Genomic DNA, 25,850 nt, shown 5'->3' with positions numbered 1-25,850 from the left:
GGTTATGCGCCGTTCTTGACAAGCCCGCCGCGTTTTCTTACCCTACGGGCGAATTTATGCCCTGAAAAGGACGATGGCGTCGCCAGGAACCAGATTCGGGGTGTTGCGGTGTTTGTTCAGGACGCCATTTTGTCTGGCTGTGCAGATGGTTTTTATGAGCGCAACAAAGGATGATAAACGCCATGTCCATCATTGCGGTAATTCCCGCACGTTTTGCATCGTCGCGGTTTCCCGGCAAACCGCTGGCGGTGATTCTCGGAAAAACCATGATCCAGCGGGTCTATGAACGTGCTGCCCAGGCCCGTTGCATTGACCGCGTGGTGGTTGCCACGGACGATTGCCGCATTGCCGAGGAAGTGCGGCGTTTCGGCGGCGAAGTCCGGATGACCCGGGCGGATCACGCCACTGGCACTGACCGTTTGGCCGAAGTCGCCGAAGGACTCGATGCCCAATTGGTTGTCAATGTTCAAGGGGATGAACCTCTTATCGATCCGCGTATGATCGATGCCGTCGTCGCTCCTTTGGTGGAAAACCCGAATATTCCCATGGGAACCCTGAAGACCCCGCTGTCAACCTGGCAGGAATACATGGATCCCAATGTCGTCAAGGTCGTAACGGATGGACAGGGGTTTGCCCTTTACTTCTCCCGCGCGCCGATTCCCTGCCCCAGGGATATTGAAATTCAGAATTCCGGCAGCTTGCCGGCATCTGTGGTATTGTTCCGCCATGTTGGCCTGTATGTTTATCGCAGGGATTTTTTGCTGGAGTTTGCACGTTTGCCGGCCACGCCTCTGGAAAACCTGGAAAAGCTCGAACAGCTCCGGGCTCTGGAGCACGGGCATCCCATCCGCGTGGTGGAAACCGAGCTGGTGAGTCTGGGAGTCGACACGCCGGAAGACCTGGCTCGTGTCGAACAATATCTGCTGGAGCATTGATACCCGGCCGGTGGCAGAGGCCGCGGGGATTTTGATGCTTTAAATCTCCATGTTTTCCGTGTAGAATCCGATTTTTCGTTTTGGTCCTTGAGGGCGGTGCGCTGCAGTGCCCGGACGGAGGAATTTCTTATGAAGACCAAGTTTCTGTTTATTACCGGCGGCGTGGTTTCGTCTCTTGGCAAAGGGCTGGCGGCCGCTTCCATTGGTGCCTTGATGGAGGCGCGGGGGCTGCGGGTTTCCATGCAGAAAATGGACCCCTACATCAATGTCGATCCGGGAACCATGAGCCCTTTTCAGCATGGTGAGGTTTTCGTGACCGACGACGGTGCCGAGACCGACCTCGACCTGGGTCATTACGAGCGTTATACATCCGCCCGTTTGAGCCAGAAATCCAATTTCACCACCGGCCAGGTTTATGATTCCGTCATCCGCAAGGAACGGCGGGGCGATTATCTTGGCGGAACCGTGCAGGTGATTCCCCATATCACCAATGAGATCAAGGCCAAGATTCTGGCCAACTCCCGGGATGTCGATGTCGCCATTGTCGAGGTTGGCGGTACGGTCGGCGATATCGAATCCCTGCCTTTTCTGGAGGCGATTCGCCAGTTCCGCGTCGAGCGCGGCCGCGAAAATGTCCTCTACGTTCACCTGACCCTGGTTCCCTATATCCCGACCGCCGGCGAACTCAAGACCAAGCCGACCCAGCACAGTGTCAAGGAGTTGCGGGAAATCGGCATCCAGCCCGATATCCTGTTGTGCCGCTGCGACCGGGAAATTCCGAGAGACATGAAGGCCAAGATAGCGCTGTTCTGCAATGTCAACGAAGAGGCGGTCATCACGGCGCGTGACGTCAAGTGTATTTACGAGGTCCCCATCACGTATCATGAGGAGGGGCTCGACGAGCGCATCATCGATTACCTGAATATCTGGACCAAAGCCCCCGACCTGACGGCCTGGGAGCGCATCGTGAAGCGTTTCCATGAGCCCGAATCCGAAACCACCATCGCGATTGTCGGCAAGTATGTCGAGCTGACCGAGAGCTACAAGTCGTTGTCCGAAGCGCTTACCCATGGCGGGATTGCCAACAACTGCCGGGTTAACCTGATCTATGTCGACTCCGAAGCTCTGGAACGTCACGGCATCGGCGATACATTCAGGAATGTTGACGGCATTCTGGTGCCCGGCGGCTTCGGTCACAGGGGCAGCGAAGGCAAGATTGCCGCCATTCGTTATGCCAGGGAAAACAAGGTGCCTTTTTTCGGCATCTGTCTCGGCATGCAGATGGCGGTGGTTGAATTCGCCCGCAATGTCTGCGGTATCGAAGACTGTTTTTCCTCCGAATTCAAGGAAGATGCCGCGAACCCTGTAATTCACATCATGGAACATCAGAAAAAGATCACGCGGAAGGGGGCACCATGCGTCTCGGGGCCTATCCCTGCCAGTTGGCGGAAGGAACCCTCGCTCGCCGCATCTTTGGAACCGGCGATGTGCAGGAACGGCATCGGCACCGTTACGAGTTCAATAACGCCTACCGTGAACGCCTGGAAAAAGGCGGACTGGTCATCTCCGGCATTTTCCGTGATGCCGATCTCGTGGAAGTTGTGGAACTGCAGGAGCATCCCTGGTTCCTGGGCTGCCAGTTTCACCCCGAGTTCCGGTCCCGTCCCATGGAGCCACATCCTTTGTTCGAGTCTTTCGTCGGCGCCTGCCTGAAGCAACGCACAGAGGGCTGAAATGACGAATCTTCTCCAGATAGGTGATGTCCGTTTCGGCGCCGGCTCGCCCCTGGCACTGATTGCCGGTCCCTGTGTCATGGAGGACGAGGAGCTAACTCTCGCCATTGCCCGGCAACTGCTGGAGGTCAAACGGGAACTCGGCATCGGCGTTGTGTTCAAGGCATCCTTCGACAAGGCGAATCGCACTTCGGTCACCTCGTTTCGCGGTCCGGGAATGGAGAAGGGGCTGGCCATTCTCGATACCGTTCGGCGGCAGACCGGATTGCCGATCCTGTCCGATGTGCATGATGTCGCTCAGGTTGAAGCGGCTGCCCGGGTTCTGGATATTCTACAGATTCCGGCTTTTCTGTGCCGACAGACCGATTTGCTGCTGGCCGCCGGCAACAGCGGCAAGGTCGTCAATATCAAAAAGGGTCAGTTTCTCGCCCCTTGGGACATGGCCAATGCCGTGGCAAAGGTTGTGTCCACCGGCAATGAGCGCATTCTGCTGACAGAGCGCGGTACCACCTTTGGCTACAATAACCTGGTGGTGGACATGCGCGCGCTGGCGATCATGCGCGAAACAGGGTGCCCGGTAGTCTTCGACGCCACCCATGCCGTGCAGCTGCCGGGCGGCAGCGGCACGTCGTCGGGCGGGCAGCGGCAGTTTGTGGCGGCTCTATCCCGGGCCGCCGTCGCGATGGGGATAGACGGCCTTTTCTGGGAAGTGCATCCGCAGCCCGAGAAGGCTTTGTGTGACGGGGCCAATTCGCTGCCCCTTGCGCAGATAAAAGCCATTCTCAGGGAAATCCTGGCTATAGATGCCATTGTCAAAGGACGTGTTTCACCGTGAACAACATGCTGGATACCGCAAAACGGGTTCTTGAAATCGAGGCCGAGGCCATCATGGCGCTTTGCCGGCGGCTGGACGGGCGTTTTGTCGCTGCCGTGGACATGATTCTCGCTTGCCGCGGGCGCGTCGTCATTACAGGCATGGGCAAATCCGGGCTTATCTGCCAGAAAATCGCCGCTACCATGGCTTCCACCGGGACTCCGGCGTTTTTCCTGCATCCGGCCGAGGGAATCCATGGCGACCTCGGCATGCTCATGAAAGGGGATGTGGTCATCGCCGTTTCCAATTCCGGCAACACCGAAGAAATCGTACGCATCCTTCCGGTCATCAAGCGCATGGGATTGCCGCTTATTGCCATGACGGGGCAGCCGGGCAGTGCTCTTTCCCGGGCCGCCGATGTGCTGCTCAATATCTCGGTGCGCGAGGAAGCGTGCCCTCTCGGCCTGGCCCCGACCGCCAGCACCACCGTCACCCTGGCCATGGGCGACGCCCTAGCCGTGGCGTTGCTGGAAAAACGCGGTTTTCGGGAGGAAGACTTCGCCCTGTTCCATCCTGGCGGCACTCTGGGGAAAAAGCTGCTGCTTAAAGTCGAGGATCTGATGCATACCGGCGACGAGGTTCCGCTGGCGACCACAGGTACCCTGCTGAAGGAGGCCTTGTTCGAAATCACCAGCAAGAAACTGGGCATCACCGGCGTTCTCGACGATGCCGGCAATCTGGTCGGTGTCTTTACCGATGGCGACCTGCGGCGCACCATGGCCAGGGGTTGCGATGTCCTTGATCTGCCCCTGAGTGAAGTGATGACGGCGTATCCGAAGCGAATTCTGCGGTCCAATCTGGCGGCCAAAGCCGTTCAGAAGATGGAGGAGTTTTCCATCACCTCCCTGTTTGTTTTCGACCGGGAAGACAGTACCGTGCCGGTCGGCATCATTCATCTGCATGATCTGCTGAAGGCGGGAGTTGTCTAATGCATGCACCGGGGAAAAACATCCGTTTGCTGCTGCTCGACGTTGACGGGGTCATGACCGATGGCCGCATTACCTACGACGCTCAGGGTGGCGAAAGCAAGAGTTTCGATGTCAAGGACGGGCACGGTCTGAAGCTGTTGCAGCGCGCCGGCATCCAGGTCGGCATCATAACCGGCCGTTGCTCCTCCATTGTGCAGCGGCGCGCCGAGGAGCTGGGTATCGAAATTGTCTACCAGGGGGCGAAAAACAAGCTGGAGCCTTTTGAGCAGATTCTGCGCGAACGGGGTTTTCGGGAAGACGAAATCGCTTACATGGGAGACGATCTTGTCGATTTGCCTGTCCTGTTGCGGGTCGGATTCTCCGCCACGGTGGCGGATGCGGTTGCCGAAGTCAGGGAGAGGGTGGATTATGTCGCGGCGTGTCCGGGGGGACGGGGCGCGGTGCGGGAAGTCTGTGAATTTCTAATGAAACAGGCCGGAGTCTGGCATCGTGTCACCGAGCGTTATTATGGCGGCGAACCGGTCTCCTGATCAAAACCCGTGCCAACTTTTTATGGAACCAGCTTTACAGTTTCAGGCGATGGTGATATACTGGCGCGACTTATGATTAGAAGGGTAACTATTCGAAATTTATTGCTTATTGCGATTCTGGCGCTGTGTCTGGCGCTGGGTTTTCGTATTTACAGCCATCGCCGGGAAACGCCTCCGGAGTCTGTCGTCGACGCGCTTCCGTCCGGCACGGATCTTTCCCTTCAGGACGTTCAATACACTGAAACAAGTCAGGGGATTCGGCGCTGGAGTCTGGCGGCCCGGTCGGCTGCCTACGATGCGGGGCAGGGCCAGAGCGCCGTGCAGGATATGCGGGTGGAGTTCTTCGACCGGGAAGGGCGACTGCAGATGGTTCTTACTGCCCGCGAAGGCCTGTGGACCCAGAATTCCGGCGACATTGTGGCCAAGGGAGACGTGGTCGTCAAGGCGGTCGAGGGCTACACGCTTAGCAGTGAAGAACTGCGCTATCAATCGGCGACCGATCAGGTATCCACCGACAAACCTGTGCGGCTCGAAGATAATAACCTGCAGCTTGACGCGCGGGGCATGCGGTATGGCCTCAAGGATCGCTCCCTGAAATTGTTTTCCGAGGTCCGGGCAACGCTGAACACTCAAGGAACGGGGTTCTGAGATGGTTTCTAGGATTTCTCTGGTTGCGGTTATTGTGGGGCTGGTCCTGGCGTTGCCGGTCTGCTCCGAGCCCATCGGCGCTGCAGGGAAAGGCATGCCGTTGCAGGTTACGTCCAGCTCCCTGGAAGCCGACGGTGGCTTGAAACAGGTCGTTTTTGTGGGTAATGTGGTTGCGGTGCAGGGCGCGTTGACCATGCACGCCGACAAGCTCATTGTACGCTACGAGGGAAAGAGCAACGATGTTTCCCAGATTGAAGCCCTCGGGAAGGTGCGCATCGAGAAAGATGGACGGGTTGCCACCGCCGGACGTGGGATTTACGAGGTGGGCAAGGGCGTTGTGGTTCTGACCCGGTCTCCCAGGGTTCAGCAGGGCGTCAACTCGGTGGAAGGGGACGAAATCATCTTTTACCTGAACGAAGATCGCAGCGTTGTCAAAAGTCAGGCCGGCTCGCGGGTCAGGGCGATATTGACGCCCAGGGAGAAAAGCGTTGAGCCGTAAACTGGAAGCCTGCGGCCTGTGCAAAAGCTACCGCGGACGACAGGTCGTATGCGGGGTCGATCTGACCATTCGGTCCGGTGAGGTTGTCGGTCTGCTGGGTCCGAATGGCGCCGGGAAGACCACATCCTTCTACATGGTGGTAGGGCTTGTGCGACCGGACCAGGGGAAGGTGCTTCTCGACGCTCAGGACCTTACCGGCATGCCCATGTATCTGCGGGCCCGGGCGGGGATTTCCTACCTGCCGCAGGAAGCTTCGGTTTTCCGGAAATTGAGTGTCGAGGAAAACCTTCTGGCCATTCTTGAAAATGTCGCCAGCGCAACCGGTCGGCAGAGGGCTCGCGCCCACGACCTGATCGAGGAATTTCGGCTGCAGCATGTAGCGCGTTCGCCGGGTTACGCTCTGTCCGGGGGGGAACGCAGAAGACTTGAAATAGCCCGCGCCCTCGCTATCGATCCGGGGTTTATTCTTCTGGACGAGCCGTTCGCCGGTATCGACCCGCTCGCCGTGCACGACATTCAGAACATTGTGCGCCGGTTGCGTGACAAAGGGATCGGAATTCTCGTTTCCGACCACAACGTCCGTGAAACGCTTGGTGTTTGTGACAAGGCATATATTCTCAGTGACGGGCGGATTCTGGCCTGCGGCAACCCGGAACAGATCGCCAGTTGTCCGGAGGTCCGAGCCGCTTATCTTGGGGAGAATTTCCGCCTGTAACCGCAGCGGAAAAGGCGCGTTGTTTTAGGGGATCTTGTTGTCAAAGATTGGGGAAACATGGCATTAGAAATTCGGCAGCAGCTAAAATTGAGTCAACAGCTTGTTATGACCCCTCAGTTGCAGCAGGCCATCAAACTGCTGCAGCTTTCACGGATTGAGCTTGAGGCGGTCGTCCGGCAGGAACTGGAGGAAAACCCGGTTCTTGAAGAAGGCGGGGATCAGGCCGAAGACAAGGAGCTTGCCGCCGAGACCGCGGAAATTTCAGAAGTTCCCGAGACATCCGCCGGCTCCGAGGAGGTCAAGGAACTGCAGGGCAGCATGGAGGAGTTCAATCAGGCGGACTGGCAGAACTACCTTGATGGCTACCACTCCAGCGGCGCGACCGCCGATACCTACGAAGCCGATGAAGATCGCCCCAGCTTCGAAAGTCTTCTGACCAAAAAAACCTCCCTCGCCGATCACCTTCTCTGGCAGTTGAACCTCAGCCGCATTCCCCAGGATGTACGCCTTGCCGCCGCCGAGGTCATCGGCAATATCGACGAAGAAGGTTACTTCAAGGCCTCGCTCGAAGAAATCTCGAAGGCTACAGGTGTCGATCCGACGGTTGCTGAGCGGGCGCTGCATGTGGTCCGTGAATTCGATCCCGCAGGGGTAGGTGCCAGCAATTTGCGCGATTGCCTTCTCAAGCAGGCCGAAGTTCTGGGCATGGGAGACACTCTGGTCGGCATCATACTGCGCGACCATATCGCTGAGCTGGAAAATCGCAGATATCAGGCGATTGCGAGGACGTTGAATGTGCCGCTGGACGACATTCTGGGGGCTGCCCGTCTTATTTCAGGGCTGGATCCGCGGCCCGGTCGGGCGTACAGCCAGGAAGAGATTCAGTATATCACCCCCGATATATTCGTGCATAAGGTGGGCGAAGAGTACATCGTGGTGCTCAATGACGAAGGATTACCCAATCTGCGCATCAATTCTTTCTATCGCAACGCCTTGTCCGGTGGTCACAAGGTGGACGAGGCTGCGGGTGAATACATCCAGGAAAAATTACGCGGCGCTCTCTGGCTGATCAAAAGCATTCATCAAAGGCAACGCACCATTTTCAGAGTGACCAAAAGCATCGTCAAGTTCCAGCGGGATTTTTTTGAAAAGGGGATTGAATATCTCAAGCCTCTGGTTTTGCGTGATGTTGCCGAAGATATCGAGATGCACGAATCGACGGTCAGCCGCGTGACGACCAACAAATATGTACAGACTCCGCGAGGCCTGTTTGAGTTGAAGTATTTTTTCAACAGCGGTATAAATACGACGGTAGGTGATTCAATTGCATCCGAAAGTGTAAAGAGTAAGATCAAGGACATTATTTCTGAAGAAAATCCCAAAAAACCGTATTCGGATCAGAAAATTGTCGATATTCTCCGGCAGGAGGGGATCGATATCGCCCGTCGTACGGTAACAAAGTATCGAGAAATGCTTAATATCCGGTCGTCTACCGAGCGCAAGAGGCTATTTTGAGCGGTACCCGAAACTTTGGGTATAATTGGTAACAAGACCTGTAAGCGAAAAGCCTCGACACTCTACATAACCCGTTTTTAGGAGGTTTACAAGCATGCAGATTGCCGTAACATTTAGACACATGGATGCAAGTGATGCGCTCAGAATGTATCTCGAAGAAAAACTTGTGCGGGTAAAGAAGTACATCGATGAGCCGATCGACGCCCAGGCTGTGCTGTCGGTGGAAAAAAAGATCCGGCATTGTGCCGAGGTGACCCTGGTTGCCAAGGGCATCACCATCAAGGGTTCCGACGAGACCAACGACATGTACGCCGCCATCGACGGCATGGTGGACAAGATCGAGCGCCAGTTGAAGCGCTACAAGGAAAAAATCAAGAATCACAAGCCTGCCAATGAGCGGGCTCGTCAGGTGGAAAAGACGGTTTTTGCCGCTGAAAGTATCGACACGGGCGCCGCGGAGCCCATCGTCATTCGCAGCCAGAGTTTTTCCGTCAAGCCCCTATCCGTAGAAGAGGCCGTAATGCAGATGGATCTTTTGAACAAGACATTCCTGGTTTTTTCGGATGCTTCAACAGAAGAAATCAGCGTTGTGTATCGTCGCAAGGACGGTAATTACGGGCTTATCGTTCCCCGCAAGTAACGGCGTGTTTTGTTGCCATCAGGAGGAGGAGAAGACGGGCCCGGCAATACTTTTGCTGCCAGAAACCTGTCCACCGGTTGTATTATGAAAATCGTCGATCTGCTTAATCCCGCCGCCATAGTCGCTGATCTGAGTGCGGTGGACAAGGATGCCGTGCTTGAGGAACTGGCCAAAGCCGTGGTCCAGGTCGAGAAGAGTCTGGACCATGGTGATGTGGTCAGGGTGTTGCAGGAGCGGGAAAGGCTCGGGAGTACCGGCATTGGCGATGGGGTAGCCATTCCTCACGGCAAGCTCCGGACCATTGACCAGTTGGTGCTGTCTTTTGGCCGTAGCGGCAAAGGCGTTGAATTCGACTCCCTGGATGGCAAGCCTGCGCAGCTTTTTTTTCTTCTGCTGGCGCCTGAAGAATCTGTCGGGATGCACCTGAAAACTTTGGCGCGCATCTCCAAACTGCTCAAAAGTTCCGCGGTGCGCCAGCGTTTGCTGAGTGCCGACTCCGAAGCGGAGCTGTATCGCATCATCGGGGAAGAGGAAGAACGGCTTTAACCGGCCCCGGAGTGGCACGTCTGCTGTGTCGCTCCGGGTTAAAACAGTTGCCGCCTGCAGCGTGAGTATCTGTTCCGAAGGGTGTCCCGGTGGCCGCGGTATCCGTCCCGAACGACCGGGAGTGTTTTTGTGCAGTTGAGTCCGGGTCTGATTTTTCGGCACTGGAACGGCATCGCTGATCTTTCTCTGGAGTCGCATGAAACGTGCTCGGTTGATTATCATTACGGGGCTGTCGGGATCCGGAAAAACCACAGCGGCCCGCTCCCTGGAAGATGAAGGTTTTTTCGTTGTCGACAATCTCCCGTTGGTGTTGCTGCCTGAATTTCTGAAATTGCATGTCTGTTCGGGGCCGGGAAACTCCAATGTGGCAGTGGTCGTCGATGTGCGCAACAAACCCTATCTCGAGGGTTACCGGCAAACCCTCGATGAGATACGTTCCGCCGGGCATCTGGTCGACATCTTCTTTTTTGATTCCTGCGAGGAAGTGCTTATCCGGCGCTATTCAGAAACCCGGCGGCGCCATCCCCTGTCCCGGAAACAGGGAATCGCCGAGTCGATCCGTCAGGAGCGGGCGCTGTTGTCCGGCATCATGGATCTTGCCACGGAAATTATCGATACATCCTGGTTGACCCCCCATCAACTGCGTGCCAAGGTTGTGCAGATGGTGGCCGGCGATCAGAAGGGGATTCCGCTGGCAGTTCTTGTGCAGTCCTTCGGTTTCCGTTATGGCATTCCTCCCGGCTCCGATCTTGTCATGGACGTGCGTTTTTTGCCCAACCCTCATTTCGTACCTGATCTGCGCCCCTATACGGGGCTTTCTCCAGGCGTCCGGAATTTTGTTCTGGAACAGGATGCATGCCAGGAATTTCTGGGTCGTTTCAGGCACCTTCTCGATTATCTTTTGCCCTGTTACCGTCGGGAAGGTAAAAGTTACCTGACCATCTCTATCGGATGCACCGGAGGGCGGCATCGCAGCGTTGCCATTGCAGAGTATCTGCGGCATGCCATCCACGGCGATAATCTCGTCGTTGAAGGGGTGCACCGCGATGTGGCGAAGGAGTAGGTGACCGTGGTAGGTCTGGTCCTGGCGACACATAGCGGCCTGGCGGGTGAACTTGTCAGGACGGCTGAAATGATTCTCGGACCCTTGTCCCGTGTCGCGGTGGTGCATATCGGGCGCGGTGAAGGCCCCGACGAGATTCGCAAACGTTTTCAGCGGGCCATCGAAGAGGCGGGACGGGATGGTGACGGGGTGCTGGTGTTAACGGATATGTTCGGCGGAACGCCTTCCAACATCGGTTTTTCGTTTCTCGAGCAGGGGGTTGTCGATGTGCTCAGTGGCGTGAACCTCCCCATGCTTCTCAGAGCTTCCCAGGAGCGTCCTGGTCGTTCCCTGGGGGAACTTGCGGTGCTCTTGAGGGACTGCGGGCAGCAGAGTATTTTACTGGCAAGCGATATTCTTGCCAGATAGTATCCATGTGGGAAACGAGCCTTTTTTCGTTGCGGCCAGGAAATCAAGGGGTTGCGCGAAGGCGTACATCGGTACGCCGCGCAAGCAAGCCTGCGGATGGACGCCGCCACGGTGGAAAAGGGTCGTTTCCGGATGAAAACCAGATAGCCTTGGCGGATGGTTTGTTTATGAGCTTGGTACTGGCACGTATCGACAATCGACTGATCCACGGTCAGGTTCTTGAAGCCTGGATACCCGACACTCGTGCCAATTGCATCGTTGTCGCCAATAACGAAGTGGCCGCCGAAGATATCCGCAAGCGACTCATGACCGCTTCCGTGCCGCGCGGCATCCAGGTATTGATCGAATCTGTCGAAGAATCGGCAAAATTTGTCGCGTCCCGGGATAACGAGACACTGCGGGTCCTGGTTCTTTTCGCCAGCCCGGCAGATGCCCTGCGGGCCTATCGGCTGGGCCTGCATTTTTCGAAACTCAATCTCGGCAATCTTCATCGGCCCGAAGGTGCGTTTCAGTTGGGATGCACCGTTACCCTGGATCCCGAAGATATTGCAAACCTTTCCGAGCTCGAATCCTGCGGCGTAAAGATCGACTTGCAGTGCGTTCCCTCGGACCGCAAACGAAGCTGGCGCAACGCAATCAAGCTGAAATAAGGCAGGTATGACAATCGGATCTTCCCTCTGCACAGCTGCCGCCGTTTCCCTGCTTGCCGGCCTGGATCGGACTGCGGTATTGCAGCTGATGATTTCCCGGCCAATCGTGGCGGCGCCACTGGCTGGATGGCTGCTTGGTAATGCGGCCATCGGATTGGAAATCGGCGCTTTTCTCGAATTGTTGTGGTTGGGACGGATCCCTGTTGGCGCCTCGATCCCCCCGACGATACCCAGGTCGCCATCGGCTGTACCTTTCTTGCCATAACCCAGTATCCGGGACCGCCGGTCCCCGCAACGGCGTTTTCCATCCTCTGCTTGCTGGCAGCATTGCCCTTCGGCAGGATCGGCGGTTTTTTTGATCGTCTTGCCCGGCGTCGGAATGAATGTCTGTGGATGCGTGCCCAGCAGGCTCTCGATGAGCAGCGCTATGGGGTGGTGAACTGGCTGCATCTTCAGGGCGCGCTGCATTTCGGAATGGCATCGCTTTTGACATTGGGGGTGGTTCTTCTTGGCGGTTTTGTAGGGATCAGGGTTTTTACACCTGTTCTTGCCTCCGGGCCGACAGACATCTCCCCGTGGTTACGCATGGCCGTGCCGCTGGCCGGCATCGCGGCTTGTCTCGGCACCGTGAACTTCCGCAAATCCGCGTGCTTTTACGTTTTGAGCTTTATGGTCGTTTACAGTCTGCTGCTGGTTTCGGGATAAGCCATGGCCCTGTCGCGGAAGATTACCGGATGGATCCTCTGGCGGGTTGCGTTGCGCGGCTGGTTTTTGCAAGCCAGTTGGAATTTCGGGCGCATGCAGAACCTGGGGTTTCTTTTCGCCCTGTTTCCCGGCTTGCGCGTCCTTTATCAAGGTGCGGACCTGCAGCGGGTTTGCCGGCGTCATCTTGATTATTTCAATACCCATCCGGTGTTAGCTTTGCCGGTACTTGGCGCCAGTCTGCACCTCGAAGAACGGATAAGCCAGGGACAGGCACCCGAGATGGAGGTGGCGGAGTTCAAGTCCGTTCTGGCTGGCCCCTGCGCCGCCATGGGAGACAGTTTTTTCTGGGGAACACTGCGGCCTTTGGCGGCCAGCATTGCCGTCGGGTTGGCACTTGCCGGTTTCTGGTGGAGTGTCGCGGTTTTTTTGCTTTTGTACAATGCGCCATCCTGCGGTTTGCGGATTTACGGTTTCTGGCAGGGATACCGGAGAGGTTACAGAATTGTCGACAAGCTGCATCGATGGGGTCTGTCGGATCTTGCTTACCGTTTGCGCGCCATTCTGGTCATGGTTCTGGGAGGGGTGTCGGCCTGGATAACCTTTTCTGGACTGGAATCTGTCCGGCAACCCGGCCACTGGGGCTGGCTTGTGGTACCTGTTATGGTTATGGTCGGGTGGCTGGTCCGGCGCGGATTATCCTCGCTTGCGATGCTGACCGGTGTGGTGTTGTTGGTCTGGATTGGATCACATGTATGCGCCAGTGTGGGATTTTGATGGAAAAACAGTCTTTTATTATTGTCAATAAGCTGGGATTGCATGCCAGGGCGGCGGCCCTGTTCGTGAAGACAGCCGCCAGGTTCGAGGCCGAGGTCACGGTCTCCAAGGATGGTGAGGAAGTCAGCGGTAAAAGTATTATGGGGATATTGATGCTTGCGGCGGCCCAGGGGACGCATATCGAGGTTACGACCTCCGGCCCGGATGCCTGCCAGGCCATGGAATCCCTCGGGCAATTGATCCAGGATGGGTTTGGGGAGCAGTGAGATGATGCAGGACGTTTTTCTTGTAGGCATCGGCGCTTCACCGGGCATCGCCATCGGCTCCGCCTATGTGGTGGATCGCAGGCGCATGTCGGCTGTTGAGAGGGCGGTCGAACCCGGCGAACTCGATGCTGAAATCCGATTGTTCGAAAAAGCTCTGCAGCGTTCCCGGCAAGAACTGGAGGACGTCAAAAATCGTGTTGCCGATCCCCATATTGCCGAGCATCTGCATATCATCGACACGCACCTGATGATCCTGAAGGATCCCATGCTGGTCGATGAAACCATCGCTGTTATCCGCAGGAACCGGATCAATGCCGAGGGCGCCCTGCTGAGGGTTCTTGGGAAGTTTCGCGCCGTTTTCGATACCATTGACGACGAATACCTCCGGGAACGCCGCTCCGACATCGATTCGGTGGGGGAGCGCGTTCTTCGCAATCTGGTAGGCGTTTCTCAGCAATCCCTGGCCGACATCGAGCGTAAATCCGTTATCGTGGCCCACGATATTTCGCCCACCGACACGATGCAGATGGACAAGGCGCGGATTATCGGTTTTGTCACGGACCTGGGGGGCAGAACCTCCCATACGACGATTCTCGCCCGTTCCCTTGGAATCCCCGCGGTGGTCGGACTCGAAAATGTCACTTCCCGCGTGCGGGAGGGCATGCCTGTCATTATTGACGGCAGCACCGGAACGGTGGTGCTCAACCCCTCCCATGACACCTTCCGTGAGTACCTTGAAAAGAAGCGGTTTTATGAATACCAGGCCGAGGAACTGACTTATTTCCGGGGACTTGAAGCCGTTACCCTGGACGGTCACCGAGTGGTGCTGCGCAGCAATATCGAAATTGCGGAGGAGGTGCCGATTGCCCTGCGCGAAGGGGCGCAGGGTGTGGGGTTGTTCCGTACCGAATTTCTTTACATGAAGCGCAATCATGTGCCATCCGAAGAAGAACAACTGAGCGCTTACCGACAGATCATCGAAAGCATGGCCCCGCACCCGGTGACCATTCGCACCCTGGATGTCGGAGGCGACAAACTGGTTTCCGGCATCGATCTTTCCGACGAAGCGAATCCGGCCATGGGGTTGCGCGCGATCCGCTTTTCCCTGAAAGAAAAGAATCTGTTCAAGGTCCAGTTGCGGGCCATCCTCAGGGCTTCCGCGTTTGGCAATGCGCGCATCCTGTTCCCCATGATTACCGGCGTGGCGGAGATAAAAAGCTGCAAGTGCCTGCTTCAGGAAATCAGGCAGGAGTTGGTCGCGGAAGGGCATGCTTTCGACCCTGACATCGAGATCGGCATCATGATCGAGACCCCCGCAGCGGCCCTGGTCACCGAATTGCTGGCTCGTGAAGTCGATTTTCTTTCCGTGGGAACCAACGATCTGATTCAGTACTGTCTGGCCGTGGATCGCGGCAACGAACATGTGGCCTATCTTTTCGAACCCCTGCATCCAGCCATTTTGCGGACTCTGCGGATGATCTGTGATGCGGCAAAACAGGCAGGCGTCATGGTCGGTATCTGTGGCGAAATGGCCGGCGACCCCCTCTATGCGCTGGTTTTGCTCGGTCTCGGTTTTGATGAATGGTCCATGAATGCCCCCTATATCTCCCAGGTCAAGCGGATCATACGTCAGGTTCACCGACCCGAGGCCGAGAGGCTTGTCGAAGAACTGTTCGAACTGGGGTCGGCTCCCGAGGCAGCCCGTCGTCTCGCAGGAGAAATGAACAAACGGTTCCCCTCGCTTTTCAGCCACCCGACCGCAGTTGGCGGCGAATGATACAGCGTAAAAGCTTGACAGGTCCCACGTCGCTACTTAAGATTCAGCATTCTTCAAAATACTTACCAGGAGGGCTTTCTCATGCCTATGACCGATTTTCTTTTTACCTCCGAATCCGTAAGCGAAGGGCACCCCGACAAGGTGGCCGACCAGGTATCCGACGCGATTCTTGATGCCATCCTCGCTCAGGATCCGCACAGCCGTGTCGCCTGTGAAACGATGGTTACCACGGGGATGGCCATTGTCGCCGGAGAAATTACCACCAACGCTGTCGTCAACTATCCCAATGTGGTCCGTGACGTTATCCGGGACATCGGCTACAACGATTCCGCCATGGGTTTCGACTGGGAAACCTGCGCGGTGCTGACGTCCATCGATCGCCAGTCCCCGGATATTTCCCAGGGCGTTACCGAAGGGCAGGGGCTCTACAAGGAGCAGGGGGCCGGCGACCAGGGGCTGATGTTCGGTTATGCCTGCGACGAAACGTCCGTGCTGATGCCGATGCCCATTACCTATGCCCATCAATTGACACAACGCATGGCCGATGTTCGCAAGAGCGGAATGCTGACTTTTTTGCGTCCGGACAGCAAATCCCAGGTGTCGGTTCAGTATATCAACGACAAGCCGGTAAGAGTCGATGCGGTGGTGGTCTCTTCCCAGCATGAACCGGATGTGTCTTACGAGACGTTGCGCGAGGCACTGATCGAAGAAGTTATCAAAAAAGTCATTCCGGTTGAGATGCTCGATGAGAACACCAAGTTTTACGTCAACCCGACAGGCCGGTTCGTCGTCGGCGGTCCGCAGGGCGACTGCGGTTTGACGGGCCGGAAAATCATCGTCGATACCTATGGTGGTCAGGGATCCCATGGCGGCGGGGCCTTTTCCGGCAAGGATCCCTCCAAGGTCGATCGCAGCGCCTCCTATATGGCGCGCTACATTGCCAAAAATGTCGTGGCCGCAAAACTGGCACGCAAGTGTGAAGTTCAGATTGCCTACGCCATTGGCGTGGCCGAACCTGTTTCCATCATGGTCAACACCTTCGGTACCGGTGTGCTGCCGTCCAACGATATTGCCCGCATCGTGCGCGAAGAGTTCGACATGCGCCCGGCCGCCATCATTCGCAGTCTCGACCTGCTGCGCCCCATTTATCACAAAACCGCTGCCTATGGACACTTCGGGCGGGAATTGCCGGATTTCACCTGGGAGCGCATCGACCGGGTCGATTCCCTGCGTGAACGCGCCGGGTTCTGATCCTTCCGACAAAAAAGCGAGCCTTGCGGTTCGCTTTTTTGTATTGGACGGTTTGCGGTGCTGTCTGCATTGCTGTTGTCGGTTTGCCGAGCCCAGGTGACGACCATGACCTGATTTATGTGCTAATATAGGTTTAATTCAGATCGTGCGGATAAATGAAAAGTGCTCAGTTCTGCAAGAATGCAATCGTTTGACGGAACGGAACCAGACACGCATCTGCTAACGGAAAGGTGGACGATCATGAAAATTACCGGTTCGATGTTATCTCTGGCGCTGTTGGCGGTACTGCAGGCGGGGTGCTCGGCCTATCGCAGTCAGGAAGTGCCGTTCCGGGCTCCATCAAGCTACGCAAATATGCAAGTGGTTTCCGGAGCGCAACTGGCATCCAGGGCGTTTGTCGATAAATCCGAGGCAATCAGCGCGTTCGGCTTCGACATCCGCAGTGCCGGGCTGCTGCCGGTCCAGGTGGTTTTCGACAATCAGGGTGAACAGGCATTGACCGTGGTTCCCGAGCAATCTTTCCTGATCGATAGCACTGGCAGCCTGTGGAATCTGCTCGACAGCCGCACCGCCTATATGCGTATCGAACAGAGTTCGGAATATGCACGGATTGCAAAGGGCGGCGGCAAGGGAGCCATGCTCGGTGCAGCCGGGGGAGCGGTGCTTGGTGCCGCCATTGGCATTCTCAGCGGTGAAAACGTCGGTTCCGCCCTGTTCAAGGGGGCGGCCGTGGGCGGCGCTGGCGGAGCGGTTGTCGGTGGCACCCAGGGTGCCGGCGACGATGAGGCAGGCCGGCAGATAGCCAGGGATCTGGCCAACAAATCCCTGATTAACGAGGCTATCCAGCCAGGCAGTCTCGCTCAGGGCTTTCTGTTCTTCCCCGGTGAGGCCGAGTCAGCCGCTCAACTGCGTCTGCAGGTCCGCGAAGTTGCTACGGGAAAAGTGCATACCGTGGTGATGCCACTGCAGTAAAGGGGTATCCGGGTTGTCCTGGGGCGGTTCCCTTCGGGGGGCCGCCTTTTTTCTTGCCTTGTGGTGCGAAATTCGCTATATCAAAACATATTGATATAGTCCGACAGGGATTCTTGATATATGTTTTCGACATTCAAAGCCTTGGCCGATCCAACCCGCTTGCGTCTGCTGGCGGTTCTCGTTCACGGCGAGTTTACCGTTCAGGAACTGACCGGCATTCTCGGGACCGGACAATCCAGGGTTTCGCATCACCTTAAAATACTTACGGATGTCGGGTTGCTGTCGGTGAAAAGGCAAGGCACCTGGGGATACTACCGTCTGGACGGGGATAACCCGTTTTTTCATGCCATTCGTTCCGTGGTCGAGGCCAGGCTTCGAAAGGAAACCGCCCCGGGTGACAAGGAGCGTATGCTGGCGACTCTGGAGAAGAGGCGGCACAGAAGCCGGGATTTTTTCGACAGACATGCGCGGCAGTGGGACAATCTGGTGCGCAACCTTCTGCCGATGGCGGATTACGAAAAGGAACTGCTGGCTTGCATACCCCGGGTGTCCGTTGTCCTTGAAGTTGGCGTCGGAACCGGCAATCTTCTGGCCGGCCTGCGCGGCCGCGCAGCGAAGGTGATCGGGGTGGATCATTCTTCGCGGATGCTCGAACTGGCCCGCCAAAGAGTTGCCGATGCGGGACTTGACGGCGTCGAGTTGCGCCTGGGAGAAATGCGCCATCTGCCGGTGGCGGATGGCGCGGCTCAGTGGATTGTGCTTAACATGGTGCTGCACCACGCCCCCCACCCGCAACAGGTGTTTTACGAACTGGCCCGGGTGCTGCCGGCCGGCGGCGGCATCAGTATTGCCGACCTGTGCCGTCATGATCAGGATTGGGTCAGAGAGCAAATGGCGGACCAATGGCTCGGTTTCGAACGGCAGGAACTGGAAACATGGCTGGCTGCTGCTGGTTTTGAGCCGGTTTTTTTTAATCGGGTGTCCGGAAATGTCAATGAACAGGACACCCTGTTGCTTTCCGCGGTTAAGATACGACAGGGTATGGAGACACACACTTAAATATTGCATGGCCTGGGCGTTGTTTAATTTCTGAAAGGGAGAACGTTATGAAAGAGCAACCATTGTCGAGCGGTTATATCGTCAGGGATATCAGCCTGGCCGAATGGGGCCGACGTGAAATACGCATGGCGGAAGCCGAGATGCCCGGACTCATGGCCATCCGTGAAGAATACCGGGACAGCAGGCCTCTTGCCGGCGCGCGCATAACCGGGTCTTTACACATGACCATTCAGACCGCGGTTCTGATCGAAACGCTGGCGGCCCTCGGTGCTGAGCTGCGCTGGGCCAGTTGCAATATTTTCTCGACCCAGGATCACGCCGCGGCCGCCATTGCCGCAGCGGGCATTCCGGTTTTTGCCTACAAGGGCGAATCTCTGGAAGAATACTGGGAGTACACTTTTAAAGCGCTGGCCCATGATCAAGGGCCGCAACTGATTGTTGATGACGGTGGTGATGCCACCCTGCTGATTCATCGTGGAGTGGCGCGGGAGCGGGAGTTTGCCCGTACCGGCAAGATTCCTGAAATCTCCTGCGAAAATAAGGAGTTGAGCATCGTGGACACGCTGCTGAACCGGCAGCTGCTTTGCGACGCCGAATATTGGCAGCACATGGCATCCGGATTGATGGGAGTCAGCGAGGAAACCACGACCGGCGTGCATCGCCTCTATCAGATGGCCCGTAACGGCGAATTACTGTTTCCGGCCTTTAACGTCAACGATTCTGTCACCAAAAGCAAATTTGATAATTTGTATGGTTGTCGCGAATCGCTGATCGACGGCATCAAGCGCGCCACCGATGTGATGATTGCGGGCAAGAAGTGTGTCGTGCTCGGATACGGAGATGTCGGCAAAGGCTGTGCCCAGGCATTTCGCGGCATGGGGGCTCTGGTGTCCGTCACGGAAATCGACCCGATCTGTGCACTTCAGGCCGCAATGGAAGGTTTTTCCGTCGTCGACATGGACGATGCCTGCCACTGGGGGGATGTCTTCGTCACCACCACCGGCAATGTGGACGTCATCACCCGCAGTCATATGGATGCCATGAAAAACGAGGCGATTGTCTGCAATATCGGACATTTCGATTCGGAAATTCAGGTCGATGCATTGTACGATGATCCGCAGCTCAAGGTGCATGAAGTCAAGCCCCAGGTCGATCAGGTGGAGTGGCCCGACGGCAAGCGCGTAACGGTACTGGCACGGGGGCGGCTGGTGAATCTTGGGTGCGCGACAGGGCACCCGTCCTTTGTCATGTCCAATTCCTTTACCAATCAGGTGTTGGCCCAGATCGAGCTGTGGCAGAACGCTCGCCACTATGAGAACCGTGTTTATGTGCTGCCAAAACAGCTGGATGAAAAGGTCGCCCGGCTGCATCTGGCTCAGCTTGGGGTAAAGCTGACCCGTTTGACTCCGAAGCAGGCCGCTTACCTCGGGGTGGATGCGGACGGGCCCTTCAAGCCTGATCACTACCGTTACTGACCCCGTCATTTCAAAGGGCAAAAAAATGGCGTCCGTTTGGGACGCCATTTTTTTGCAAAGGACTTCGAGTCCAGCGCGTAGAGGCAAAAGATCGGGTCAGGCATCCCCCTGCAGGAACAGCCAGGCGGCGACCATCAGAAACAGGATGTTGGCACCCCACGCCGCCACCAGCGGGGAAAAGGTTCCGGTGTATCCGAAGGCCAGCAGCGCGGCGTGCATGATGAAATAGGTTGCACCGATACCGATGCTGAGGGCAATCCCCGAGGCGAGGCTGACACCCCGGCCCTTGCGGATGGCAAAAGGAATGCCGAGAAACGCCATGACAAGACAGGCGAACGGCGAGGCAATGCGGGCGTGCATGTCGACATGGAAACGGGTCGAATTATAGCCTTCCTGTTGCAATTTGTTCGCGAGGCGCTTCAATTCGCTGATGGACAGATCCTCGTTGCGCTTGCTGCCGGGCACCTTGAAATCTTCGGGGGTGACAGGCAGGGCCATGGCTTTTTCGGGGAAACGCTGCTCGGTCAGCAGGCTGCCGCTGTCCGGATCGAACGTGCGGCCAACGACATCTCGGCAGCGCCACAGGTTTCCGGCAAAGGTGGCGCCGGCGGCATCGAGGCGTTCGCGCACGCGAAATCCGTCGTCGAAGGACAGCATGGTGATGCCTTCCAGGGTTTGCCGGTCGGGGTTGGCCGCGCGAATATTGAGAATGTTTTTTTGATGTCGCAACCAGATTCTGTCTCGCTTATAGGTCACCGAAGGCCCGCCTTTGACTTCGGTGGCCAGAACGTGACGCGCCTGTTTCACCGTATCGGGTACCACGAACTCGTTGGCGGTGAGGAGGATCAGAGAGAACAGCAGTCCCATGCGCAGCAGGGGGCGGAAATCGCCGCCAGGCTGAAGCCACCGGCGTGCATGGCGGTGAGTTCCCCGTTGCGCGCCATTCCGCCAAGGGTCATAAAGACCGCCATCAGGCATGCCAGTGGGGTAACCTGGGTGATGATAAGCGGCATTTTGTTAAGAAAATAGGCCAGATACAGGGAAGCCGAAGCACCGTGCTCGATGAAATTGTCGACCCTTTCAAAAAAATCGATGAGCAGGTACAGGCCGACGAAGGTCGCCAGGGCCAGCGCGAACAACCGGAAAAAGGATCGCAGGATATAGCGGTTGATGATAAGCATGGTCACCTTTTCCATAAACGGCGGCACAGGTACTCCGTCCATCGACGGCCGGCCTGCACCAGGGGCAGGGGCCTTTCCATGGCCGCGGCTTTGAGTATGGAGAGGCCGACCGCCAGAAAAACCAGGTTGGGCATCCAGATGATAAAACTGGGTTGTCCGCTTTCCACCACCAGGGTGTTGGCCAGGGACAACAGCAGATAATAGCCGAGAAAAACCAGCAGGCCGATGGCAAAGCCACTGCCGCGGCCGGAACGTACCGGTTGAATGCCCAGAGGAATGCCGATCAGCACAAAAACAAGAGGTGCAACAGGCAGCGCCAGGCGCCACTGATATTCGGCGGACAGTTCACGGTATCGCTCCGTGTCGCGGTCGGCAACCGGGGTGGCATGCAGTTCATGGCGTAGTTCATCAAGGAACATGGTCTTTCTGCGTTTGCGTGGTTTGTTGACGGAAGCGGAATCCTGTCCGAGATCCAGGCTCAGGTCGTATTGATGGAAGCCGACGACTTGAAAGGCATTCGCCGAACCGCCACCTTGCCGCTGAATGGTACCCCCTCCAGATGCAATGTCATTGTCAGGGTACTGGGACTGGACACGATGTGTCCGCTGCTGGCCAGAATTATCGCCGGCAAGGTGTTCTTGCGTTCGTCGGAGATAAATACCCCCTGCATGGCGCCGGAGCGCTCGTCGATATCGTTGGCGTAAATGACGATACCCTCGAATTCGTCGTTGAAGACCTGCGGTTCAATTCCGATGTTGGCGCGATTGCTGGCAATGTCGAACAGCTTCTGTTTGAAAAATTGTTCACTGGCCGGACGCACGGTGGTGGTCAGAAGTGCTGTCGCCAGGCTGACCGCCAGAGCGAGGGCGGCAAGGGGTTTTGCTATCTGGTAAAGACTGGTACCGCTGGCTTTCAGCGCAAGGATTTCCAGGTCGGAAGACATGCGGCCGAGGCCGGCCATGATGCCGAGCAAAAAGGACAGCGGCAGCGTAAGAACCAGAAAGCTCGGCAGCAACGAGGCAAACAGCAGCAGGATATCCATCAACGGTACGCCCTTGTTGACCACAAGTTCGACCAGTTTCAGGATCCGTCCCATGAGCAGGACAAGCGTAAAGACCGTCAGACCCAGGAACATGGGGACCAGGGTTTCCCGCAGCAGATAGCGATAAATGCGATGTGTAGACATAGCCCGGCATAGTAATACAGTCCCCCTGCTTTGTAAACAAGGCTTGCCTTGCGCCTTGCGCCGTCGGATCCCTGCGGCGCATGACGTCGGCAGGGAATGGTTGCCGTGGTTCAGTGAGCCGATTTTCTCCTTGCTAAGCCGGTACGTCCATGGTAAATACACGTGTTCACATCACGCACGCGTTCTGACCATCGGCGACGGTGCCCGACCGAATGAGTCCGGCGGGCTTCGCCAGGGGCGAGGGGCGCGGAGGCAAACCATTATCAAGGAGAAAAACATGGCTCAAATCAGTATGAAACAACTGCTCGAGGCGGGGGTGCACTTCGGCCACCAGACCAAACGCTGGAACCCCAAAATGAAGCCTTATATCTTCGGGGCCCGCAACGGTATCTACATTATCGACCTGCAAAAGACCGTACGCTATTTCAAGTCGGCCTACCAGTTCGTGCGTGAGACGGTTCAGAATGGGGAGAAAATCCTCTTCGTCGGCACCAAAAAGCAGGCCCAGGAAGCCATCCGCGAGGAAACTGAGCGCGCAGGTCAGTTTTTTATCGACAGCCGCTGGCTTGGTGGCATGCTGACCAACTTTTCCACGATCAAAAAAAGCATCGAGCGATTGAAGAAAATCGAAATCATGTCGCAGGACGGCACCTATGAGCTGCTCACCAAAAAGGAAGCTCTGGGTCTGGAGCGCGAGCGTGAAAAACTCGAAAAAACCCTTGGCGGCATCAAGGGCATGAATAAATTGCCCGGCGCCATTTTTGTCATCGATCCCAAAAAGGAAACCATTGCCGTTAAGGAAGCCCGGAAGCTTGGTATCCCGGTGGTCGCGGTGGTCGATACCAACTGTGACCCCGACGATATCGACTATCTGATTCCTGGTAACGATGATGCCATCCGCGCCATTCGTCTGTTTGCTGCCAAGATGGCCGATGCCTGCCTCGAAGGGGCTCAGGCCCGTGAAGCCGCCTTGCGTGCCGATACCGACAAGGCTGCAGAGGAAGCCAGTGACGAACCCGCGGTAGCCGAGGCGGCCACCGAGGCCGCCGCGGATGCTGAAAAAGCATAATCCGTCAATATCGCTGAAGTTCGCAACAGGCGGTCCGGGAAACCGACCGCCTTTTTGCTGAATGTATCACGGAAGCTCCCTTGTGCGGGGGTTTTCAAGAATCAATGAGGGGAGATAGTCATGAAAATCACTGCATCGATGGTTTCCGAGCTGCGCACCAAGACCGGTGCCGGGATGATGGACTGCAAGAAGGCACTGGCCGAAGCCGACGGAAATATGGAAGAAGCCGTTGATATTCTGCGTAAAAAAGGTCTGTCCGCCGCTGCCAAAAAGGCTGATCGTGCGGCCGCCGAAGGGCTGGTTGCCGGTGTTGCCGAGGGCCGCTGCGGCGTGTTGGTGGAAGTTAACGCCGAGACTGACTTTGTGGCCAAAAACGCTAACTTTCAGGCGTTTACCAATGGGGTGGCTGCGGTAGTTCTCTCCTCCAGACCCGCTGATCTGGATGCGCTCAAGGCTCAACCCTTCCCCGGAACCGGACGCACTATCGCCGAGGAGCAGACGCACCAGGTGGCGACTATCGGCGAGAATATCAATCTGCGGCGTTTCGTCTGTTTTGAAACCAGTCAGGGTGTCGTCTCCTGTTATATTCATGGGGTAGGCAAAATTGGTGTACTGGTCGAGTTGGAGACTTCCGCCGAGAACGATGATCGTGTCGCCAACCTTGGCCGCAATCTTGCCATGCATATCGCTGCCGCGAACCCTCCCTATCTGTGCCGTGAAGATGTACCGGCCGAGGTGGTGGAAAAGGAAAAAGAGATCATGCGCGTCAAAGCCATCGACAGCGGCAAGCCTGAAAATATTGTCGAGAAAATCATCACCGGGCAGATCAATAAATACTTCGGGGAAGTCTGCCTGCTGGAACAGGCCTACGTTATCGATCCCGATCTGACGGTGACAAAGGTGGTGAGCAACTTAGGCAAGGAAATCGGCGCCGACGTTCGGCTGACCCGTTTTGCCCGTTTCCAGCTTGGCGAAGGGGTCGAAAAACGCTCCGACGATTTCGCTGCCGAAGTCGCCTCCATGACAAAATAAAGTGACGTCTGCTATGGAAGGCCAACAACCTGTTTATAAGCGGATTCTTCTGAAACTGAGTGGCGAAGCCCTGGCGGGTAACCAGGGCTTCGGCATCGATCCCCAGGTCATTTCCGGCATTGCGGGTGAGATCAGGGAGGTTCTCGGCCTCGGTGTGGAGGTAGCCGTAGTGATCGGCGGGGGCAACATTTTTCGCGGCATGGCAGCGGCGGCCGGCGGGATGGATCGTGCCGGGGCCGATTATATGGGGATGCTCGCGACGATAATGAACAGCCTCGCGCTGCAGGATGCCCTCGAGCAGGTCGGGGTTGTCACCCGGGTGCAGACCGCCATCGAAATGCGCGAAGTCGCCGAGCCCTATATCCGCCGGCGCGCTATCCGGCATCTGGAAAAAGGCCGGGTGGTTATTTTCGGCGGCGGCACCGGCAATCCTTTCTTTACCACCGACACGGCTGCCAGTCTGCGCGCCATGGAAATCGGAGCCGATGTCATCCTCAAGGCTACCAAGGTTGATGGCGTGTACAGCGCCGACCCCTGTCAGGACAAAAGCGCGGTCAAGTACGACCGCCTGACCTACCTTGATGTTCTGCAAAAGGGTCTCAAAGTCATGGATGCCACGGCCACCTCGCTGTGTATGGATAATGATCTGCCTATCGTGGTTTTCCAATTGTCCCGCCCGGGGAATATCCAGAAGGTGGTTCTCGGAGAGGGGATTGGCACCATTGTCAAAGGAGAATGAATTCCATGTATAACGATGTCATCAAGAAAGCTCGCAGCGGCATGGACAAGGCAGTGGATGCCTTGAAAAAGGACATGACCAAAGTACGCACGGGCAGGGCCTCGACCGCTCTGCTGGATGATGTCATGGTCGATTATTACGGCACGCCGACGCCACTGAACCAGGTCGGTACCCTGGCTGTTCCCGAGCCCCGCATGATTACCATTCAGCCCTGGGAGAAAAAACTCCTTTCCGAAATTGAAAAAGCCATATTCAAGGCTGACCTCGGCCTTAATCCCTCTTCGGACGGACAGATTATCCGTATAGCGATACCGCCCATGACCGAAGAGCGACGCAAGGAAATGGGCAAGGTGGTACGGAAGATGGGCGAAGATGCCAAGGTTGCCGTGCGCGGTGCCCGCCGCGAAGCCAACGATGGCATGAAAAAGCTGGAAAAAGGCAAGGAAATCAGTGCCGATGATTTGAAACGCGGCGAGAAAGAGATTCAGGATCTTACCGACTCTTTTGTGGCAAGGATCGATGAACTTGTTGTCGCCAAGGAAAAGGAAATCATGGAGATCTGAGGTGCGCACAGATTCCTGTGCCCGCATCGGGTGTCTGGCCAATCCGTGATCTGTCCCGGCCTGGCACATATCTACAGGTAAACCGAGGGACGTCGGTGGTGGCGTCCCTTTTTTAT

26 protein-coding genes and 3 pseudogenes are annotated in these 25,850 nt (G+C 56.6%); 27 read left to right on the top strand and 2 right to left on the bottom strand.

Annotation, left to right across the window (positions count from 1 at the left end; translation table 11 throughout):
* Positions 1-182 precede the first annotated feature (182 nt).
* The 23 genes and pseudogenes from kdsB (at position 183) to ahcY (ending at position 19,964) form a co-directional block, all read left to right on the top strand.
* Positions 183-935: a 3-deoxy-manno-octulosonate cytidylyltransferase gene (gene kdsB, locus A6070_RS08555; protein ID WP_072287910.1), complete on the top strand. Its 753-nt coding sequence runs from the start codon at positions 183-185 to the stop codon at positions 933-935.
* A gap of 129 nt (positions 936-1,064) precedes the next feature.
* Positions 1,065-2,668, top strand: a pseudogene (locus A6070_RS08550) (CTP synthase).
* Between the two features lies 1 nt (position 2,669).
* Positions 2,670-3,503, top strand: coding sequence for a 3-deoxy-8-phosphooctulonate synthase (gene kdsA, locus A6070_RS08545; RefSeq protein WP_072287908.1), 834 nt, complete (start codon positions 2,670-2,672; stop codon positions 3,501-3,503).
* 5 nt (positions 3,504-3,508) lie between these two features.
* The gene (locus A6070_RS08540) at positions 3,509-4,471 is read left to right on the top strand and encodes a KpsF/GutQ family sugar-phosphate isomerase (RefSeq protein WP_072288209.1); all 963 of its coding nucleotides are present in this window, start codon (positions 3,509-3,511) and stop codon (positions 4,469-4,471) included.
* Positions 4,471-5,001, top strand: a complete 531-nt coding sequence (locus tag A6070_RS08535) for a KdsC family phosphatase (protein WP_072287907.1) — start codon at positions 4,471-4,473, stop codon at positions 4,999-5,001. Before A6070_RS08540 ends, A6070_RS08535 begins: the two co-directional genes overlap by 1 nt.
* A 72-nt stretch (positions 5,002-5,073) precedes the next feature.
* The gene (gene lptC / locus A6070_RS08530) at positions 5,074-5,649 is read left to right on the top strand and encodes an LPS export ABC transporter periplasmic protein LptC (protein WP_083558835.1); all 576 of its coding nucleotides are present in this window, start codon (positions 5,074-5,076) and stop codon (positions 5,647-5,649) included.
* A 1-nt stretch (position 5,650) separates the two neighbouring features.
* Positions 5,651-6,148 carry a lipopolysaccharide transport periplasmic protein LptA gene (gene lptA, locus A6070_RS08525; RefSeq protein ID WP_083558834.1) on the top strand — a complete coding sequence of 166 codons (498 nt, stop codon included), beginning with the start codon at positions 5,651-5,653 and terminating at the stop codon, positions 6,146-6,148.
* Entirely contained in the window at positions 6,138-6,863 is a 726-nt protein-coding gene (gene lptB / locus A6070_RS08520) for an LPS export ABC transporter ATP-binding protein (RefSeq protein ID WP_072287905.1), read from the top strand. The genes lptA and lptB overlap by 11 nt, the downstream gene beginning before the upstream one ends.
* A 57-nt stretch (positions 6,864-6,920) precedes the next feature.
* Complete coding sequence (rpoN, locus tag A6070_RS08515) at positions 6,921-8,378, top strand: RNA polymerase factor sigma-54 (protein WP_072287904.1); 1,458 nt, start codon at positions 6,921-6,923, stop codon at positions 8,376-8,378.
* A 94-nt stretch (positions 8,379-8,472) separates the two neighbouring features.
* Positions 8,473-9,018, top strand: coding sequence for a ribosome hibernation-promoting factor, HPF/YfiA family (gene hpf, locus A6070_RS08510; protein WP_072287903.1), 546 nt, complete (start codon positions 8,473-8,475; stop codon positions 9,016-9,018).
* 84 nt (positions 9,019-9,102) lie between these two features.
* Positions 9,103-9,564 carry a PTS sugar transporter subunit IIA gene (locus tag A6070_RS08505; protein ID WP_072287902.1) on the top strand — a complete coding sequence of 154 codons (462 nt, stop codon included), beginning with the start codon at positions 9,103-9,105 and terminating at the stop codon, positions 9,562-9,564.
* Between the two features lie 196 nt (positions 9,565-9,760).
* On the top strand, positions 9,761-10,627 hold the full coding sequence (rapZ, locus tag A6070_RS08500) for an RNase adapter RapZ (RefSeq protein ID WP_072287901.1): 867 nt from the start codon (positions 9,761-9,763) through the stop codon (positions 10,625-10,627).
* A gap of 6 nt (positions 10,628-10,633) precedes the next feature.
* A complete protein-coding gene (locus tag A6070_RS08495; RefSeq protein ID WP_072288207.1) occupies positions 10,634-11,035 on the top strand; it encodes a PTS sugar transporter subunit IIA in 402 nt (133 codons plus the stop codon).
* 167 nt (positions 11,036-11,202) lie between these two features.
* Positions 11,203-11,685: a PTS system mannose/fructose/N-acetylgalactosamine-transporter subunit IIB gene (locus tag A6070_RS08490; protein ID WP_072287900.1), complete on the top strand. Its 483-nt coding sequence runs from the start codon at positions 11,203-11,205 to the stop codon at positions 11,683-11,685.
* Between the two features lie 7 nt (positions 11,686-11,692).
* On the top strand, positions 11,693-11,950 hold the full coding sequence (locus tag A6070_RS16710) for a PTS sugar transporter subunit IIC (RefSeq protein WP_072502065.1): 258 nt from the start codon (positions 11,693-11,695) through the stop codon (positions 11,948-11,950).
* A complete protein-coding gene (locus A6070_RS15575) occupies positions 11,869-12,390 on the top strand; it encodes a hypothetical protein (protein WP_158515874.1) in 522 nt (173 codons plus the stop codon). Before A6070_RS16710 ends, A6070_RS15575 begins: the two co-directional genes overlap by 82 nt.
* Positions 12,391-12,393: 3 nt before the next feature.
* Complete coding sequence (locus tag A6070_RS08475; protein ID WP_072502063.1) at positions 12,394-13,164, top strand: PTS system mannose/fructose/sorbose family transporter subunit IID; 771 nt, start codon at positions 12,394-12,396, stop codon at positions 13,162-13,164.
* Positions 13,164-13,430: an HPr family phosphocarrier protein gene (locus A6070_RS08470; RefSeq protein ID WP_072288206.1), complete on the top strand. Its 267-nt coding sequence runs from the start codon at positions 13,164-13,166 to the stop codon at positions 13,428-13,430. Before A6070_RS08475 ends, A6070_RS08470 begins: the two co-directional genes overlap by 1 nt.
* 1 nt (position 13,431) lies before the next feature.
* Positions 13,432-15,207 (top strand): phosphoenolpyruvate--protein phosphotransferase, encoded by a 1,776-nt coding sequence (gene ptsP / locus A6070_RS08465; RefSeq protein ID WP_201257957.1) that lies wholly within the window; start codon positions 13,432-13,434, stop codon positions 15,205-15,207.
* An 81-nt stretch (positions 15,208-15,288) separates the two neighbouring features.
* Positions 15,289-16,458: a methionine adenosyltransferase gene (gene metK, locus A6070_RS08460; RefSeq protein WP_072287896.1), complete on the top strand. Its 1,170-nt coding sequence runs from the start codon at positions 15,289-15,291 to the stop codon at positions 16,456-16,458.
* A 240-nt stretch (positions 16,459-16,698) separates the two neighbouring features.
* A complete protein-coding gene (locus A6070_RS16335) occupies positions 16,699-17,430 on the top strand; it encodes a hypothetical protein (protein WP_072287895.1) in 732 nt (243 codons plus the stop codon).
* Between the two features lie 120 nt (positions 17,431-17,550).
* The gene (locus A6070_RS08450; protein ID WP_072287894.1) at positions 17,551-18,489 is read left to right on the top strand and encodes an ArsR/SmtB family transcription factor; all 939 of its coding nucleotides are present in this window, start codon (positions 17,551-17,553) and stop codon (positions 18,487-18,489) included.
* A gap of 47 nt (positions 18,490-18,536) precedes the next feature.
* Positions 18,537-19,964, top strand: coding sequence for an adenosylhomocysteinase (gene ahcY / locus A6070_RS08445; protein ID WP_072287893.1), 1,428 nt, complete (start codon positions 18,537-18,539; stop codon positions 19,962-19,964).
* Positions 19,965-20,060: 96 nt separating this feature from the next.
* Here the strand turns inward: ahcY and lptG are convergent.
* A pseudogene (gene lptG, locus A6070_RS08440) lies at positions 20,061-21,145 on the bottom strand (LPS export ABC transporter permease LptG).
* A 2-nt stretch (positions 21,146-21,147) separates the two neighbouring features.
* Positions 21,148-22,280 (bottom strand): annotated as a pseudogene (gene lptF, locus A6070_RS16080) (LPS export ABC transporter permease LptF).
* 328 nt (positions 22,281-22,608) lie between these two features.
* Here lptF and rpsB point away from each other — a divergent pair.
* The 4 genes from rpsB to frr all read left to right on the top strand — a co-directional run bounded on the left by rpsB (position 22,609) and on the right by frr (position 25,734).
* Positions 22,609-23,400 (top strand): 30S ribosomal protein S2, encoded by a 792-nt coding sequence (gene rpsB / locus A6070_RS08420; RefSeq protein WP_072287890.1) that lies wholly within the window; start codon positions 22,609-22,611, stop codon positions 23,398-23,400.
* A 120-nt stretch (positions 23,401-23,520) separates the two neighbouring features.
* Positions 23,521-24,432 carry a translation elongation factor Ts gene (gene tsf, locus A6070_RS08415; RefSeq protein WP_072287889.1) on the top strand — a complete coding sequence of 304 codons (912 nt, stop codon included), beginning with the start codon at positions 23,521-23,523 and terminating at the stop codon, positions 24,430-24,432.
* 13 nt (positions 24,433-24,445) lie between these two features.
* Positions 24,446-25,171 carry a UMP kinase gene (pyrH, locus tag A6070_RS08410; RefSeq protein ID WP_072287888.1) on the top strand — a complete coding sequence of 242 codons (726 nt, stop codon included), beginning with the start codon at positions 24,446-24,448 and terminating at the stop codon, positions 25,169-25,171.
* A gap of 5 nt (positions 25,172-25,176) precedes the next feature.
* Positions 25,177-25,734 (top strand): ribosome recycling factor, encoded by a 558-nt coding sequence (gene frr / locus A6070_RS08405; protein WP_072287887.1) that lies wholly within the window; start codon positions 25,177-25,179, stop codon positions 25,732-25,734.
* Positions 25,735-25,850: the final 116 nt, after the last annotated feature.

This window comes from Syntrophotalea acetylenica (assembly GCF_001888165.1).
Lineage (GTDB): Bacteria > Desulfobacterota > Desulfuromonadia > Desulfuromonadales > Syntrophotaleaceae > Syntrophotalea > Syntrophotalea acetylenica.
This window is presented reverse-complemented; position numbering and strand designations above follow the sequence as displayed.

Excerpts from the sequence above, each read along its gene's own strand:
- rapZ (WP_072287901.1), top strand. The coding sequence starts at position 9,761 with ATGAAACGTGCTCGGTTGATTATCATTACGGGGCTGTCGGGATCCGGA.
- A6070_RS16335 (WP_072287895.1), top strand. The coding sequence starts at position 16,699 with ATGAAAATTACCGGTTCGATGTTATCTCTGGCGCTGTTGGCGGTACTG.
- A6070_RS08470 (WP_072288206.1), top strand. The coding sequence starts at position 13,164 with ATGGAAAAACAGTCTTTTATTATTGTCAATAAGCTGGGATTGCATGCC.
- frr (WP_072287887.1), top strand. The coding sequence starts at position 25,177 with ATGTATAACGATGTCATCAAGAAAGCTCGCAGCGGCATGGACAAGGCA.
- metK (WP_072287896.1), top strand. The coding sequence starts at position 15,289 with ATGCCTATGACCGATTTTCTTTTTACCTCCGAATCCGTAAGCGAAGGG.
- A6070_RS08535 (WP_072287907.1), top strand. The coding sequence starts at position 4,471 with ATGCATGCACCGGGGAAAAACATCCGTTTGCTGCTGCTCGACGTTGAC.
- lptC (WP_083558835.1), top strand. The coding sequence starts at position 5,074 with ATGATTAGAAGGGTAACTATTCGAAATTTATTGCTTATTGCGATTCTG.
- A6070_RS16710 (WP_072502065.1), top strand. The coding sequence starts at position 11,693 with ATGACAATCGGATCTTCCCTCTGCACAGCTGCCGCCGTTTCCCTGCTT.
- ahcY (WP_072287893.1), top strand. The coding sequence starts at position 18,537 with ATGAAAGAGCAACCATTGTCGAGCGGTTATATCGTCAGGGATATCAGC.
- rpsB (WP_072287890.1), top strand. The coding sequence starts at position 22,609 with ATGGCTCAAATCAGTATGAAACAACTGCTCGAGGCGGGGGTGCACTTC.
- lptA (WP_083558834.1), top strand. The coding sequence starts at position 5,651 with ATGGTTTCTAGGATTTCTCTGGTTGCGGTTATTGTGGGGCTGGTCCTG.
- tsf (WP_072287889.1), top strand. The coding sequence starts at position 23,521 with ATGAAAATCACTGCATCGATGGTTTCCGAGCTGCGCACCAAGACCGGT.
- A6070_RS08475 (WP_072502063.1), top strand. The coding sequence starts at position 12,394 with ATGGCCCTGTCGCGGAAGATTACCGGATGGATCCTCTGGCGGGTTGCG.
- A6070_RS08505 (WP_072287902.1), top strand. The coding sequence starts at position 9,103 with ATGAAAATCGTCGATCTGCTTAATCCCGCCGCCATAGTCGCTGATCTG.
- A6070_RS08540 (WP_072288209.1), top strand. The coding sequence starts at position 3,509 with ATGCTGGATACCGCAAAACGGGTTCTTGAAATCGAGGCCGAGGCCATC.
- kdsA (WP_072287908.1), top strand. The coding sequence starts at position 2,670 with ATGACGAATCTTCTCCAGATAGGTGATGTCCGTTTCGGCGCCGGCTCG.
- hpf (WP_072287903.1), top strand. The coding sequence starts at position 8,473 with ATGCAGATTGCCGTAACATTTAGACACATGGATGCAAGTGATGCGCTC.
- A6070_RS08450 (WP_072287894.1), top strand. The coding sequence starts at position 17,551 with ATGTTTTCGACATTCAAAGCCTTGGCCGATCCAACCCGCTTGCGTCTG.
- rpoN (WP_072287904.1), top strand. The coding sequence starts at position 6,921 with ATGGCATTAGAAATTCGGCAGCAGCTAAAATTGAGTCAACAGCTTGTT.
- A6070_RS08490 (WP_072287900.1), top strand. The coding sequence starts at position 11,203 with ATGAGCTTGGTACTGGCACGTATCGACAATCGACTGATCCACGGTCAG.
- kdsB (WP_072287910.1), top strand. The coding sequence starts at position 183 with ATGTCCATCATTGCGGTAATTCCCGCACGTTTTGCATCGTCGCGGTTT.
- ptsP (WP_201257957.1), top strand. The coding sequence starts at position 13,432 with ATGATGCAGGACGTTTTTCTTGTAGGCATCGGCGCTTCACCGGGCATC.
- pyrH (WP_072287888.1), top strand. The coding sequence starts at position 24,446 with ATGGAAGGCCAACAACCTGTTTATAAGCGGATTCTTCTGAAACTGAGT.